Here is a 13,697-nt window from a genome sequence, read left to right as displayed (position 1 = left end):
GTTTGATTCGCTATGCCGTTAAGAGAAGCCGCTACAGTTGTTAGCGGCTTTTTGCCATGTGATTTGTAAGACGAAGCGGAGGATTTATGCAGGGAGAATGTCTGTGTGGTGCGGTTAAATGACAAATTGAAACCAATCATCATGTAGTGGCTTGTCATTGTGCAATGTGCCGGCAATGGGCGGGCGGTGCTTTTTTCGGGCTGGAGATCGATGAAAAGCCACGTATTAGTGGATTTGAAAATATTATGCACTACCGTTCTTCTGAGTGGGCGGAGCGGGCATTTTGCCAAAAGTGCGGTACACATCTGTATTATCATTTATTAGATTCATCAATGTATGAAATTTCGGCTGGTTTATTTCAGCATGAAGAAAATCTTAAATTAAGCTTGCAAATTTTTACGGATAAGAAAGCAGAGTATTGTGATTTAGCCACTAAAACGCAGATGTTGACAGCACAGCAAGTATTGGAAAAATTTGGGAGTAATTAATACCTCGCCGTTGAAATTCGGCGAAGCCCGTCAGGCACATAACGGATCAACCACTGCTGTAAATTTCGTATTTTATTATTTCCAGAAATGAAATTGTTTTGCGGCGTTAATGGGTTTTTCGCCGAATTGTAAAATTTTACTTTTCTGAACCGGCTATTTATAGTATAGATCTATCTTGCATACACCATTAAAAAGAGGATAATTTTATGCAAAATCTTCACAAATCTTCACAAATCTTCACAAATCTTCACAAATCTTCACAAATCTTCCTAGAAGCCTATGCCTAATCGGGCTCGCGGTGGTGCTTGGTGGTTGTTCCGCTTCTGCCGGTAACTGCTTTGATCAAGCCTTCTTGCAAAAAAATCTGATCAAAGGGAAAACCACGCCGGCACAAGTTGAACGGTTATGCGGTTCGCCGAAAAGGGCTTCACAAGGTTCCAACGGCCCTAGCACCTACGTTTATTCACATTCTAACCGACCGGGCAATAATCCGCTTTTTGGGCGTGTCGTCGACGCTATTCCGGGATTACAGCAGGTCGTCTCAGCCAGTGATGTTTATGACGGTGCGGCTGCAGCCACCGGCGCCAGTCGCAAAAACCTAATGGTGATCTTCCATAAAGGAACCGTTTCTTCCTACACCCTGTCCAGTGATTCAAACTAAATCATTTTACAGACAAATCATATCTGTTATTCGCCGCCTCTTGTGTCACCTCGCAGGGCGGCTATTTTTATAGCGGATTCTTTCACCGTTTAGCAGCGATTTTTCGAAGTTTTTCGATGAATTGTAAAATTTTACTTTTCTGAATCGGCTATTTATAGTATAGATCTATCTTGCATACACCATTAAAAAGAGGATAATTTTATGCAAAATCTTCACAAATCTTCACAAATCTTCCTAAGGCTCTATACCTAATTGGGCTCTCAGTGGTGCTCGGTGGATGTTCCGGCTCGATGGGAGGGGGTAATTGTTTTGACGACACTTTCCTAAAACAAAATCTCATCGCAGGCAAAACCACCAAAGCCGAGGTGGAAAAATTATGTGGTTCTCCAACTTCCAGCCGTAGCGGTGCTTCTCCACTTTACCAATATGATAGCACGAAAATGGGGCTTCAAGGAATGCTGGGAACATTTGGCTCCACGATTAGTTCAGCTATACCGGGAGTGGGTGGTTCACTCGAAGCTGCTGAAAAAGCAACAGATATAACCTCGTCGCGAAAAAATTTGACCGTTTATTTTTATAATGCCAATGGCACAGTGTCCGGTTATAGTTTAAACAAATAAAACGGTTAGCTAATTGATATAAAATCACACTATTACATATCTTGTTTAAAGCCATTATTGCTAAAAAAGACCATTTTTAAAGCCATCGCTACCGAGATTAATCCGAGCGGTGGCTTTTAATTTTCCAATAAAAGAGAGTGGATAAACTAGCAAAAATCTGTGCCTTGGATTCGTGGCGAATACGACAATAATTTTATGAGAAGAATTCATCAATCCGATTTCAGCATTGCAACGCGAAAAAAAGGGAGTATTCTAAACATACGTGATCAAGGAAAAACGCAACGAGAGGAAATATGGCAAATACGAAAAATTATTATGAAGTGCTAGGAGTTAGCAAAGACGCCAGCCTGAACGAGATCAAAAAAGCCTATCGCAAATTGGTGCGCAAATATCACCCGGATATCAGCACCGAAACCGATGCCGATAAAAAAACCAGCGAAATTAACGTCGCCTATGAAACCCTGAAAGACGAAACCAAACGGGCGGAATATGATGCGATGTTGGCGAATCCGTTTGCCGGGCAACAGGCGGGCGGCGGTTTTCATCGTCAGGATTTTGATCCGCAACGCCACGGTTATCAGTATTACGGGTTTGACGGCAGCCATTTCGGCGACGGACAACCGTTCGGCAGCGGCGATTTTCGTTTTGATGATATTTTTTCCGCGTTCGGCAGCGCCGGGCAAGGGCGGCGCCAAACCTCTCATTCCGGTCCGATAGCCGGCGAAGATCAACATGCGGAATTGAGCATTGATATTGCCGCCGCTTATCACGGCAGCGAACGCAGTTTGAGCTTGGACATGCCGACCCTGACGGCAGACGGGCAAATGACCTATGCGCGCAAAACGCTGCACGTCAAAATCCCGAAAGGCATTATGGAAGGACAACAGATTCGCTTGCGCGAACAAGGGCTGCCGGGCTTTAACGGCGGCGGCAACGGCAATCTGTATTTAAAAATCGGCTTCCACCAATCGGCGGAACTGTATGTCGAGAACCGCAAAGATGTTTACCAACGGATTGATATTATGCCGTGGACGGCGGCGCTCGGCGGTAAATTGGATGTCGAAACCATTGCCGGTAAATTCAGTGTCAATATTCCTGCCAACAGCCGCAACGGACAAAGTTTACGTTTGAAAGGCAAAGGGATTCCGGCGAAAGAGGCGGGCGATTTGTATCTGTTGCTGAATATCGCCTTGCCGCACAGCGACAGTGACGCCGATAAAGCCGCTTGGCAGCAGTTAGCCGATCATTATGCAAATAATCAGTAAGTAAGGGATAGAGGGAATGATGAATCTAGAACAAGATATTCAGCTAACGTTTGAGGAAATCGTGTGCGCCTGCGACGGCAACGCCGAGTGGGTGGTAAGCGTGATCGAGGAAGAGATCATCTCGATTGACGGCAATCCGCAATCCGCCAGTTTCAGCGGGTTTCAGCTTGCCCGCCTGCGCCGCGCGCACCGAATCAGCCGCGATTTTGAAGCCAGCGTACCGGCAACGGCGTTAATCCTGCAATTGTTGGACGAATTGGAAAGTCTGCGCAAAGGTTAAAAAATAACCCGCCGATCATGTTGTTCGCAAACATAAGCTGCAACCTGTTCGGCGTACCCTTCTGTCCGGCAACCGCACTTTGCTCTTTAATCCGGAAGTTTCGCTAGAATTTTGCAGCAATATCGGTTTTAGCGATATTGTTGCCAAACGCTTTGATGTCGGGATCCGCCTGGGCGATGATGTGGCGAAAGATATGATTGCGGTGCGGGTGGCGCCGGATTTGCAAATGTGCGTGGTTGCCAGCCCGACCTATTTGGCAAAGTGCGGTTTGTCGCTTCCATTTACGATTAAAAGTGATACAATAGTATCACTCTTTTTGTTTAGGAGCATAATGATGAAAGTTGAATTAGTGACTAGCTTAAAGCGGCAAGCCACGCGGATTTTAGCCGATCTTCACCACTCCAAAGAGCCGGTGCTAATTACTGAACACGGCAAGCCGTCGGCTTATTTAATTGATGTTGATGATTACCAGTTTATACAAAACCGCTTGGCGATTTTGGAAGGAATTGCACGTGGCGAACGGGCAATTATTGAACATGAGATCATTAATCATGCCGCAGCCAAGGATAAACTGTCGAAATGGCTGAAATAATTTGGACAAATCCAGCGTTAACGGATCTGAATGACATCGCCGAATATATCGCATTAGAAAATATGCCAGCGGCGCAACAACTGGTACAGAATGTCATGCAAAAAGTTGAGCGCTTGGCGTTGTTTCCAGACTCTGGTCGGGTTCCGCCTGAATTGATCGGATTAAATTATCGCGAAATTATCGTGCCGCCGTGCCGGATTTTTTATAAACGATCACAACAAACAGTTTATGTTCTGTTTGTGATGCGGCAAGAGCGGGATCTGCGCAAGTTTATGTTGGCGCATAGTCAGTAGAACCATCGTCGATAGGGTAAAAGGCACAAAGTGCGGTTCGGTGCAACCGCACTTTGCGATCTTAAAACGGTAAATTGATAAAAAACACTAACAAAATCGGCACCAGAATATTGATGATAAAGCCGTAGCTGATTGCCAATGGTACAACTTGCATGCCGCCGGAGCGTTGGATCACCGGCAGGGTGCAGTCAAGTGCGGTTGCGCCGGTGATACCGACGGCGGTAGAGCGGTGTTGCTGCATAAAAAACGGTACTAAAAACAGACTGAGAATTTCGCGCGCCAGATCGTTGAAAAAGGCGATACTGCCGAACACCGGCCCCCATGCGTCATTGATCATCACACTGGAAAGGGAATACCACCCAATCCCGGAAGCAACGGCTAAACCCTGCGATATCGGCAGGTTTAAAATAAATGCGGCAAGCGCGCCGCCTGCCAAGGCGCTGACGGTGACGATAACCGCGGTGTAAATGCCGCGTTTGTTGAACAGCACTTCGCGCAGCGCAATGCCGTTATTGCGCAATTGAATCCCGATCAGAAAAATCAAGGCGATCAGGACATAAGTGCTGCTATCAAGCGGAATCGCCAGATGTCCTTTGCTGAGAAAACCGATAATAAAACCAAGCAATACCATCGAGGACATGAATAACGAATCCAACATTAGGCGCAAACGTGACGGCATTTCTTCGTTGTGATGTTGCAGCGGGCGCGGGGATATTTTGTCGTAAATTGCCAAGGATAAAATATTCAACCCCATAATCGCCGCAATAAAAGTGAGGGCGGAAACGGCGATCACCGGCAGTGTTGCCGCCAGATCGTCCATTTGTCCGAGCGACAGCCCCATAATCAATAAAATCAGATATAACAACATCATAACTGCTTTATTGATCCGATTCAGCCACGCACGGTTGTTGGTTTTGATTAGATATCCGAAAAACATCGGCGCTAAAACAATTAATAATCCACCAATCATAATTACCTCATTGAAATCGAACTGCGATTATAACGAAAAACATGACATTAAACATATTAATAGCGGGCTTTTTTTAGTAAGCTGTTGTCAGCCGAGTGAGGCAAACTAAAAAACGGGGTCAATATGTATTTAAAACAAGTTGATGTGATTGGTTTTAGAGGTTTGAATCGTTTATCGTTGCAACTGCGCTCCAATATGGTGCTAATCGGGGAAAACTCGTGGGGGAAATCCAGCCTGTTGGATGTACTCAGTTTGATTCTCAATCCGGAAAAACGCCTCTATCAATTTAAACCGAATGACTTCCACCTTGCGTTGGAAGAGTATCAGGAACTCTCGCCGGACAATCCCATTCCCAAACGTAATCACCGCTGCATGGTGTTGTTTACCTTCAGCGAAAGCTTTCACGGCGAACAAGGGCGGCAGGAATGCCAATTTTACCGTCCGCTGTTTTCTGCCCACGAAGACGGCTATGCGCGGATTTATATGCGGGTCAGTGGCGAGCTGATCGACGGCAAAGTCAGCACCGAATACTCCTTTCTCGATGAACAAGGCAACCAGATTGAACTGCGCAATGCGCGCAAATTGGTTGCCCTGATTATCTCCCGCCACCCGGTTTTCCGTTTTCGCGACGCCCGTTTGCAGCGGCACTATCATACGATCCGCCCGTTTTGCGTGAAAGGGGAATGTGAGGGCGAGAGGGATATTTTGCAGGCGGAAATCCACGCCGTTGCGTTGTTGCTGCGATATTATTTTTTAGATAACCAAGATCGTTTGTTGTGGCAGCGGCAAATGCACGACACCACCAAAATGTGGGGGCAAGTCAAGTCATTATGCCAGCGTCTATTGGAAGACGAAAACGGCGGGTTAAAAAAGCGGATTTTGTATTACCTTTCTTCGATGTTTGAACGCGGCAAGGGGATTAAATTCAGCAAACAAACCCGTCCGATTATCCTGTTTGAAGACTTGGAAACCCGTTTACATCCGCGCATGGTGGCGATCGGTTGGGAATTGGCAAGCCATTTGCCGCTACAAAGGGTCACTACCAGCAATTCGGTCGAATTGTTGGCATATGTACGCTTGGAACATATCTGCCGCTTGGTCCGCTATGAGACGCAAACCAAAGCTTATCAATTGGCACGGCGCGATCTGGGCAAAGAAGATATGCGCCGCCTCAGTTTTCATGTGCATTACAACCGCAGTTTGGCGTTGTTTTCGCGGATTTGGGTGATGGTGGAAGGGGAAACCGAGGTCTGGATTTTGACCGAGTTGGCGCATTTGCTGAATATCAATCTGGAAATGGAAGGCATTCGGATTATTGAATTTGCGCAAAGCGGCTTGCGCCCATTGATCAAATATTGCAAAAAAATGGGGATCGAATGGTTTGTGTTGACCGACGGCGATGCGGCAGGTTGGAAATATTCCGACACGGTGAAAAGCCTGATTGAAGATAACGAATCGGTGTACAGCCGCTTATTAACCTTGCCGAAGAAAGATATCGAGCATTTCTTTTATAGCGAGGGCTTTGAAAATGTCTTTTATCGCTTGGCAAACCATGTGCCGCAGCGCAATAAGGTGGTGAGTAAAATTATCCAACGCGCGATCCAGCGTGCCTCTAAGCCCGATTTGGCAATCGCCTTGTCGGATGAAATGGCAAAGCGCGGCGCCAATTCGATTCCGTCGTTATTCAAACAGATGTTTTATAAAATTATGCAGTTGTCAAAAAATCAGGAGCGGGTTTGAGCGGTAAAAGATTTGCATTGGGTCAAATTTTTATGTTATACCTATAGACATGACACAAGTTATTCGTTTTATTCACTTTTATTTTGATTGTGTCATATCCGACCCAAAAACCTTAAAGGGAGAAGTAGTATGTTACATTATTCCGTTATCTTTTTTGTGATCGCATTAATTGCCGCAGCACTTGGATTTGGTGGTATTGCAGGAAGTGCGGTCGGCATTGCCAAAGTGTTGTTCTTTGCTTTTTTAATCCTATCGGTGCTTTCATTTCTATTCGGACGCCGGCGTTAGCGCGGCTCATTCTGTGCACTAATCCATAGCAAAACGGCAATCGCCCGATAACGATTGCCGTTTGTTTATTTGCGGATACAGCAGTGTAACTTATGATCTGACATTTAGGTCAGCAACGACTGCTTTTGCGCTATCAATGCGGCCTTGTTGTGCCGATTCCAAGGCACTGTCCAAATTGTCAATCAACTGATCCAGTTTCGTAGTGGTGTAGTTGACATCCGATTCCAAACGGTAGTTAGGTACGTTACGGATCTCCGCTCCGACCGGAATTGCCGATAGCGTGTTTGTCGGGGCATTGGAACGGCTGTTGAAACAGAATCCGGAAATGAATATTGACTTGCAGTTTTCCGATTCGATTGTGGATTTATTGGAAAATAAAATTGATATTGCGATTCGCGGCGGTTTAGGGGCATTGCAAAATCCGAATCTAATTGCGCGCCATTTGCTGGATATTCAACGGATTACCTGTGCCAGCCCGCGTTATCTGGAGGAATCCGGATTGCCGACAAAACCCCGCATGATCTGTTAAAACACCGTTGGATAGCTTCTCAAAATCCGGCGGCACATCGCCAGTATTTATACTTACAGCAAAGCAGGGCAGAACGACATTGTCCTCACGCCGCAGGTCAATGTGATTTGCGATAATATGCTGATCAGACCGGCTTCGGTCAGCTCGATTTTACGCGTGGTGCGGTTAAATAAGGGTAAGCCGATGTGTTGTTCCGGCAATTTCAGCAAATGGCTGACCGAGGGCGAAGCGATTTGCAGTTTGCGCGCCGCCGCGGCAATGCTGCCTTTGGTCACAATTGCATGAAAAACCGTCAGATAACCGTAAATTGAACCGTTGATTTGCGTGGGCATACATTCCCCTTATTTTGAGATTAACGATAAGATTACCGTAAAAAGGAAAGGGTGGTAGATTTTTACCTTTTAACCGCACTTTACTGTTTTTCACGGGTTCAATTCAAAGTGCGTCATTAGTCAATGTCGAGTGCGGCAAACACGTATTTGAATATTGTTTGACCAGTTAATTATGCTAGTATGTGTTTCAGCGTATTGATCCGGAAAGGAGGGTAGCGTGATGAAGAAATATTTAAAACAGGTGCTGTTACTGTCTGCGGCTTTATCGGTGGGCGGTTGTACGAGCGCGATGTGGGGCAGCGGCACGGCGGTAGGTACGCAAGATATTTACCACCGTTTGGGCGAAGACAAGGTTCATGCTTTCGGTCATGTCCGTACCGACAGCGGGCAATTGCAACAAGGCAGCCTGGTCATGATGGGCGAGCGCTACTGGTATGTGGTGGAGCCGCACGCATCAGAAAGATTGCTGCCCGCTTTGAATGCAAAGCTGCAACACCGCTATCAGATTTTTTCTGTCGAGGGCAGAGAGCGGCTGACTGAACTGCCGGTGACAATTGAAGATACCGTTGGAAAATTCAATAGCCGCTTTTGTCTCAGATATCCTCTTGAAACAAGCCAAAACAGCAAACAGGCTGCACAAGAAAATAAAGTTTTGCTGGCATTGCGCTTTCGTCAGATAAGCCAAGAATCGTCATTGACGACATATGAGCGTTGCTTTTGGCAAAATGGACAATTGTATGATAAACCGTTGCAAGTGAAGCAAAATTATCGGTTTGAACAGTATGTGCCGGTGAAATTGCAGACAGTCGAGCATAAAACGGTGGTTAAAAGTGGGCCGAATCTGTTGAGAAATATTGTGTTGACGCCATTCACGCTGGTGGGGGATGTCGTTGTCACGGTGATTGCCGTACCGGCTTTCATGATTGCCGACCCGAAATTCGGGTTTTGACCCATCCCTCATAACGCCCTGATGTGTCGATTTTGCGGTTGCTAATGCGAAAGCAAAGTGCGGTTTTAGACGCCGTAAATTCCAGTTTATGCGCTATCACCGCGATACTGCTTTTGGTCACAATCACCTGAGAAACTGTAAGCCGCCTTTATTGCGTAACAAATTCGGTGTAATGGCGATAAATTGTTTGTCTTGCAACATATCTGCCGATTACTTCAGGTAATCTTCAAAGCGCGGGGTTTCCGATGTTTGTTCGACCTTTTTGCCGCCCGATGTTGTCGGTCTGTTCAATTTTTCCCGACTGAATGCCCAGTTCAAACAGATTGAAAATCGGCATAGCAGCGACATTTAGGCTTATAATGGACTAGAAAGTGCGGTTAACATGGCTATTTTTTCAGTATACTTTTCATCGATTATACCATTTCCTGTTCCCATGCCCCGCGTGTATCCACATTAGCGGCAAGTGCCAATTTTTCAAGGGTGGCGATTTCGTCAGCGCTCAAAACCAATTTGGCAATAATCCAAAATACCGGCCTCTTCGGGGGCGCGATACAGCAAGCGGTAATGATTTTGTACCGCACTTTGCTTGCGAAAATTAATGCAATTTCAACGACGGTTTTAAGAAACGGTTAATCCGCCCGACCAGAATGTTTTAGTACAGCCGTGCAGCGCACGTTGGTGCATTCGATACAGGGAAATGCAGGCGATCCGTGCCAACCGTCGGTGGGTTGCAGTGTTTTTTAGCGGAGGCTATGTCGTTTTCATCAGTAACCGTACAAACGGTGTCGCAGGCGTATTTTTCACTTGTTGCGGCGTGGCGAATTGTTCAACCTGTCCTTGGTGTAACACTAATACTTTTGTGCCTAAATTGAGCGCTTCTTCAATATCATGGGTTACAAACACGATCGTCGTGCCGAGGGTTTGCCACAGTTGTTTAATCTCTTGTTGCAGCAGCTTTCGGGTGACGGGATCTAAGGCACTGAACGGCTCGTCCATTAAGATGATGTCCGGTTTCGCTGCCAAAGCGCGGGCGATGCCGACACGCTGTTTTTGCCCGCCGGAGAGTTGGTGCGGATAACGGTCTTTTAACTCATTATCAAGATTGACTAACGGCAGCAATTCCGCCACACGTGTGGCGATGGCTACTTTGGGGCGTTTTTGCAAACTCAGTACATAGCCGATATTTTCAGCGACGGTCAAATGCGGAAATAAACCGTTTTCCTGCACCACATAACCGATTTTGCGCCGCAATTGCACCAGATCAGCCGTTGCCAGATTTTCACCGTAAAGCGTAACCGTGCCGCTATCCGGTTGAACTAAACCGTTCAGCATTTTTAACAACGTGGTTTTACCGCTGCCGGATTGTCCGATAATCGTGATGAAATCACCTTGCGCAATTTGCAAACTTAATGGGCAAAGTGCGGTGCGGTCGGCAAAGGTTTTACTCACATTGCTCAGTCGGATCATTTTAATAGCCCTTTGGCTTGTAAAAAGGCTTTTGCCACCGCTTTTTCATCTTTATGTTCGATTTCGACTTCGGCATTCAGCTTTGCCATGTCGGCGTTGGAAATTTGATTATCCAGTTTCGCTAAAATGGTGGCGAGCTGCGGATGGCGGCTTAATGTTTCTGTTCGGATCACGGTGCCGGCATAATAATTCGGATAAAAATGTTTATCATCTTCCAGCACGGCTAAGGCACTGTCGGCTAACTGTCCGTCGGTGGTAAACACATTGATGACATCCACTTTACCGCTCTGCGCCGCTTGATATTTTAACCCGATATCTAAGTCGTGGGTTTGTTTAAAGTTGATGGCATACGTATTTTGTAAACCTTGATAACCGTCTTCCCGTTCGAAGAAATCATATTCCGCGCCGAATGTCAGTTGATCGCTGAGTTTAGCTAAATCGGAAAAGGTGCGGATCTGCCGTTTATCGGCTAAATCGGCACGCACGGCAATACCGAAAGTATTATTAAAACCGTAGTTGCCGAACCAAGTTAAACCTAGCTTTTTATACTCTGCTTTGAGTTCCGCCAGTAATTTTTCATCATCGGCTAGCGGTTGTTTTTTCAATACGTACAACCAGGCGGTGCCGGTATATTCAGGGTATAAATCAAACTCGCCTTTTAACAGCGCCGGATGAATGTTCGCCGTGCCGCCGCCGATCCCTTTTTTGATCTCCACTTTCAGTTCGCTGTCTTGCTCGATTAATAATGCCAGCATTTCCGCAATGATAAATTGTTCCACCATCGGTTTGGTGGCGATTTTGATCGTGGTTTGTTCCGGCTTGCAGGCGGCAAGTGCCAAAAGTGCGGTACACAGTAATAACATTTTTTTAAGCATTTGCTTTCTCCCATTGAGATTTTTTCGCTAACCAAGCACACAAGCTGTCCGCCGAAAATGCCAGTAACATAATTAATAGGCTGCCGCCGACGGAAAGTGCGCTATTGTTGGTGGTGATCCCGCGATAAATCGCCACGCCCAAGCCGCCTGCGCCGATAAAGGAAGCCACGCCGGCTAAAGAAATAATCATCACCACCATGGTGCGAAAGGCGGTTAAAATCGACGGCAACGCCAGCGGTAATTTGATTTTATATAACAGCTGCCAACGGCTACTGCCCATCGCGTCCGCCGCTTCGATAATCGCCGGATTGATTTGGCGAATGCCGGTATTGGTCGCGCCGATCATCGGCAGCAAGCCGTAAAGGGTTAAGGCGATTATCGCGGTCAGGTTGCCGATCCCGCTAAACGGTAGTAACAAACCGAACATCGAAATTGACGGAATGGTATAGATAATATTATTGCTGTGCAGAACAAACGGCGCCAGTTTCGGCTTTTCCGTAATCCATAGCCCCAATACGATTCCAATCAGTGCAGAACCGAATATCGCCACCGCGGAAATCGCCAAATGTTCAAGGGTAAGCTGGCAAAAAAACTCGCGCCGTTCCCATAAAATTGTGAGCATTATGCTGTCCTGTGCTTTATTCACTTTTTAGCTGAAAATTAGTCAATACTATAACGGAAAATGCGAATAGATGTTGAGTTTTAATCTGTTTTTTCGCGTGAGAAGCATAGGAATGAGATTATAAAAATAAAAAATCTACGCCTTAATGTATGGATTCTATCGGGTTGCAGCGTAGATTGTATTAGATGTAAAGCGCATTCGGTTATTTGACAACCGTGATTGTCCATGAAGCATTGCCGATTTGCTCGAAGTTAGTCACCTCATAACCTTCTTCGGCAGCCCAACTTGGAATCGCTTCGGTTGCTTGTGTGCAGTCAAAATCAATGATTAGACCGTCGCCTTTGTTTAATTTAAGCATGGCTTCTTTTGCTTCAACTAATGGAAAAGGGCAGACTAATCCGTTGGTTTCAAGTTTGATATTCATAACGATTTTCCTTATAAATTAAATTGCGCCCGCCAATTGTTGTTGCTGCGGACGAATGATCGTGAAGTAGGCGGCAAACCAAGTGCCAAGAATCATCAAGGGTAACGAAAGCCAGCCTTGCCAAGAAAAGAATGCGGTTTCAACTAAACCATTACCGATTGAGCAGCCGCCGGCCAATGTTGCGCCGATTCCCATTAGCGTTCCGCCAAAAGCACTGCGTAATAAAGTGGTGCTATCCGGAACACGAAAACGGAATTCGTTACTGGCTTTGGCGGCAATAAATGATCCGATTAAAATACCGAGGACGAGAAAAACACCCCAGTTAATATATTTACTGTCGCCGGTAATCAAAAACTGGATAATATTCGATGACGGTCCGGTGATACCCAAGCCGAAGTGCCGCCCGGTTGCCACACTCAACGGCCAAGCCATTAAGGCGATTAAGCCGACTAAGGTTGCCGTGATAAAGGGATGCCAGCGTTTTTCAAAAAGAATATGGGCTAATCCGGTTTTCTTTGCTTTTAAAACGGCTAATTTTGCTTTGGGTTTATTTAAATGCTTAAACGCTAAAAACAACGTGACCGTACTTAATAATACGACAAGCCACCAAGCTGAAATACCTAAGGTTTCATAAATGGTTTTCTGTTCAATAGAATGACTTCTTAACGCATTATTAAAATCAGCCAAAGGTCCGGTGCGCATCATTGCGCTAAATAACATATAGGTAAATAACGCAACCCAACTCCCGATTAAGCCTTCGCCGGCGCGATACCAAGTGCCGGTTGCGCAGCCGCCGGCGTAAATAATGCCGATACCAAAGACAAATGCCCCGATTAATACCGCACTAAGCGCAAGATTTTCAGCCGGAATTTCTAACACGCCAAAATCGCGTAAAATAAATAAACCGACAGATTGCACGCTAATCGCAATCAGTAAAGCGATAAACATTTTATTACTTTTGGTGACGTACATATCACGGAATGCGCCGGTAATACAAAAACGTCCGCGTTGCATGACAAAACCTAATAATAATCCACAAAATAAACCAGTAATCAGCATATAACCTCCTAAAAAATGGAATTTCATTATGTGGAAAAATATTCAGGAGAGAAAATAACTTTTTTAGCGTATTTATAACGGTTTGTTATGAGGTTGTTTATATAGTAAAAAACCCGACTGTAGCCGGGTTTTATAAGACGGGATTTTAAAATGGTTGTTTCTATACTATTAGGATATGTAAATTATAAAATTATTTCAAATCAAATAGTTAAATTAAATTTTGGTTTTTATATTATAAGTAAT

Annotated in this window: 17 protein-coding genes and 1 pseudogene; 11 read left to right on the top strand and 7 right to left on the bottom strand. The window is 45.5% G+C overall.

The window, feature by feature from the left end; genetic code table 11:
* The first annotated feature begins 146 nt into the window (after nucleotides 1-146).
* From ACQ31U_RS12190 to ACQ31U_RS12160, 7 genes are all read left to right on the top strand, one after another.
* The gene (locus ACQ31U_RS12190) at nucleotides 147-488 is read left to right on the top strand and encodes a GFA family protein (protein ID WP_431052455.1); all 342 of its coding nucleotides are present in this window, start codon (nucleotides 147-149) and stop codon (nucleotides 486-488) included.
* Between the two features lie 301 nt (nucleotides 489-789).
* Nucleotides 790-1,149 carry a hypothetical protein gene (locus tag ACQ31U_RS12185; protein WP_431052453.1) on the top strand — a complete coding sequence of 120 codons (360 nt, stop codon included), beginning with the start codon at nucleotides 790-792 and terminating at the stop codon, nucleotides 1,147-1,149.
* A 290-nt stretch (nucleotides 1,150-1,439) separates the two neighbouring features.
* Complete coding sequence (locus ACQ31U_RS12180; protein ID WP_431052451.1) at nucleotides 1,440-1,769, top strand: hypothetical protein; 330 nt, start codon at nucleotides 1,440-1,442, stop codon at nucleotides 1,767-1,769.
* 293 nt (nucleotides 1,770-2,062) lie between these two features.
* A complete protein-coding gene (locus ACQ31U_RS12175; RefSeq protein ID WP_431052449.1) occupies nucleotides 2,063-3,034 on the top strand; it encodes a DnaJ C-terminal domain-containing protein in 972 nt (323 codons plus the stop codon).
* A gap of 16 nt (nucleotides 3,035-3,050) precedes the next feature.
* Nucleotides 3,051-3,314 carry a chaperone modulator CbpM gene (locus tag ACQ31U_RS12170; protein ID WP_431052447.1) on the top strand — a complete coding sequence of 88 codons (264 nt, stop codon included), beginning with the start codon at nucleotides 3,051-3,053 and terminating at the stop codon, nucleotides 3,312-3,314.
* Between the two features lie 79 nt (nucleotides 3,315-3,393).
* Entirely contained in the window at nucleotides 3,394-3,906 is a 513-nt protein-coding gene (locus ACQ31U_RS12165) for a type II toxin-antitoxin system prevent-host-death family antitoxin (RefSeq protein WP_431052445.1), read from the top strand.
* Nucleotides 3,894-4,199: a type II toxin-antitoxin system RelE/ParE family toxin gene (locus ACQ31U_RS12160; RefSeq protein ID WP_431052443.1), complete on the top strand. Its 306-nt coding sequence runs from the start codon at nucleotides 3,894-3,896 to the stop codon at nucleotides 4,197-4,199. Before ACQ31U_RS12165 ends, ACQ31U_RS12160 begins: the two co-directional genes overlap by 13 nt.
* A 61-nt stretch (nucleotides 4,200-4,260) precedes the next feature.
* Here ACQ31U_RS12160 and ACQ31U_RS12155 read toward each other — a convergent pair whose 3' ends face one another.
* The gene (locus ACQ31U_RS12155) at nucleotides 4,261-5,169 is read right to left on the bottom strand and encodes a lysine exporter LysO family protein (RefSeq protein ID WP_431052441.1); all 909 of its coding nucleotides are present in this window, start codon (nucleotides 5,167-5,169) and stop codon (nucleotides 4,261-4,263) included.
* A gap of 123 nt (nucleotides 5,170-5,292) precedes the next feature.
* On the opposite strand from ACQ31U_RS12155, the gene ACQ31U_RS12150 reads away from it, so the two are divergent.
* The 3 genes from ACQ31U_RS12150 to ACQ31U_RS12140 all read left to right on the top strand — a co-directional run bounded on the left by ACQ31U_RS12150 (nucleotide 5,293) and on the right by ACQ31U_RS12140 (nucleotide 7,726).
* Nucleotides 5,293-6,909: a DUF2813 domain-containing protein gene (locus ACQ31U_RS12150; RefSeq protein ID WP_431052439.1), complete on the top strand. Its 1,617-nt coding sequence runs from the start codon at nucleotides 5,293-5,295 to the stop codon at nucleotides 6,907-6,909.
* Between the two features lie 129 nt (nucleotides 6,910-7,038).
* Nucleotides 7,039-7,197, top strand: coding sequence for a DUF1328 domain-containing protein (locus ACQ31U_RS12145; RefSeq protein WP_431052437.1), 159 nt, complete (start codon nucleotides 7,039-7,041; stop codon nucleotides 7,195-7,197).
* A gap of 250 nt (nucleotides 7,198-7,447) precedes the next feature.
* Nucleotides 7,448-7,726, top strand: coding sequence for a LysR substrate-binding domain-containing protein (locus tag ACQ31U_RS12140; RefSeq protein WP_431054341.1), 279 nt, complete (start codon nucleotides 7,448-7,450; stop codon nucleotides 7,724-7,726).
* 128 nt (nucleotides 7,727-7,854) lie between these two features.
* Here ACQ31U_RS12140 and ACQ31U_RS12135 read toward each other — a convergent pair.
* A pseudogene (locus ACQ31U_RS12135) lies at nucleotides 7,855-8,046 on the bottom strand (helix-turn-helix domain-containing protein); the annotation flags it as partial.
* A gap of 232 nt (nucleotides 8,047-8,278) precedes the next feature.
* Here ACQ31U_RS12135 and ACQ31U_RS12130 point away from each other — a divergent pair.
* On the top strand, nucleotides 8,279-9,007 hold the full coding sequence (locus ACQ31U_RS12130; protein WP_431052435.1) for a hypothetical protein: 729 nt from the start codon (nucleotides 8,279-8,281) through the stop codon (nucleotides 9,005-9,007).
* A 750-nt stretch (nucleotides 9,008-9,757) separates the two neighbouring features.
* Here the strand turns inward: ACQ31U_RS12130 and ACQ31U_RS12125 are convergent.
* The 5 genes from ACQ31U_RS12125 to ACQ31U_RS12105 all read right to left on the bottom strand — a co-directional run bounded on the left by ACQ31U_RS12125 (nucleotide 9,758) and on the right by ACQ31U_RS12105 (nucleotide 13,454).
* Nucleotides 9,758-10,474, bottom strand: a complete 717-nt coding sequence (locus ACQ31U_RS12125) for an ATP-binding cassette domain-containing protein (protein WP_431052433.1) — start codon at nucleotides 10,472-10,474, stop codon at nucleotides 9,758-9,760.
* The gene (locus ACQ31U_RS12120) at nucleotides 10,471-11,349 is read right to left on the bottom strand and encodes a glycine betaine ABC transporter substrate-binding protein (RefSeq protein WP_431052431.1); all 879 of its coding nucleotides are present in this window, start codon (nucleotides 11,347-11,349) and stop codon (nucleotides 10,471-10,473) included. The genes ACQ31U_RS12125 and ACQ31U_RS12120 overlap by 4 nt, the downstream gene beginning before the upstream one ends.
* On the bottom strand, nucleotides 11,342-11,971 hold the full coding sequence (locus ACQ31U_RS12115; protein ID WP_431052429.1) for an ABC transporter permease: 630 nt from the start codon (nucleotides 11,969-11,971) through the stop codon (nucleotides 11,342-11,344). Before ACQ31U_RS12115 ends, ACQ31U_RS12120 begins: the two co-directional genes overlap by 8 nt.
* Nucleotides 11,972-12,173: 202 nt before the next feature.
* Complete coding sequence (locus ACQ31U_RS12110; RefSeq protein WP_431052427.1) at nucleotides 12,174-12,395, bottom strand: sulfurtransferase TusA family protein; 222 nt, start codon at nucleotides 12,393-12,395, stop codon at nucleotides 12,174-12,176.
* A gap of 18 nt (nucleotides 12,396-12,413) precedes the next feature.
* The gene (locus tag ACQ31U_RS12105) at nucleotides 12,414-13,454 is read right to left on the bottom strand and encodes a YeeE/YedE thiosulfate transporter family protein (RefSeq protein ID WP_431052425.1); all 1,041 of its coding nucleotides are present in this window, start codon (nucleotides 13,452-13,454) and stop codon (nucleotides 12,414-12,416) included.
* Nucleotides 13,455-13,697 lie beyond the last annotated feature (243 nt).

The organism is Testudinibacter sp. TW-1, from assembly GCF_050613185.1.
Lineage (GTDB): Bacteria > Pseudomonadota > Gammaproteobacteria > Enterobacterales > Pasteurellaceae > Chelonobacter.
The sequence above is the reverse complement of the archived record's forward strand: the minus strand, read 5'-3'. Positions and strand labels throughout refer to the sequence as shown.